1 protein-coding gene is annotated in these 237 nt (G+C 67.9%); it reads left to right on the plus strand.

All coding sequences use genetic code 11. The features are described 5' to 3' along the window. A partial coding sequence (locus tag QM517_RS18125) for a hypothetical protein (RefSeq protein ID WP_283289555.1) occupies positions 1-208 on the plus strand: 208 nt, incomplete at its 5' end. Positions 209-237: the final 29 nt, after the last annotated feature.

A 237-nucleotide genomic window follows, 5' to 3' on the forward strand; every position in this document is an offset into this window, starting at 1 on the left:
CCGCACGGCCTCGAGCAACGGATTGAGCGTGTTCCTGTACGTCCCCGCGATCTTCTCGACCGGGGCCCTCGTCAACCTGGTGTTCAACGAGCTCGATACCGGCGGCGGCGCGATCGAGTTCCTCGCCGTCGCGACTCTGGCCACCGGGATCTCGCGGCTGCTGGTCTCGGTCATCGAGGCGGAGCGCCTCCGTCAGCGCGAGCGCTAGTTGAGCTCCAGTCTCGAGCGGGCTCGGGA

Source organism: Microbacterium sp. IEGM 1404, from assembly GCF_030056775.1.
Classification (GTDB): Bacteria; Actinomycetota; Actinomycetes; order Actinomycetales; family Microbacteriaceae; genus Microbacterium.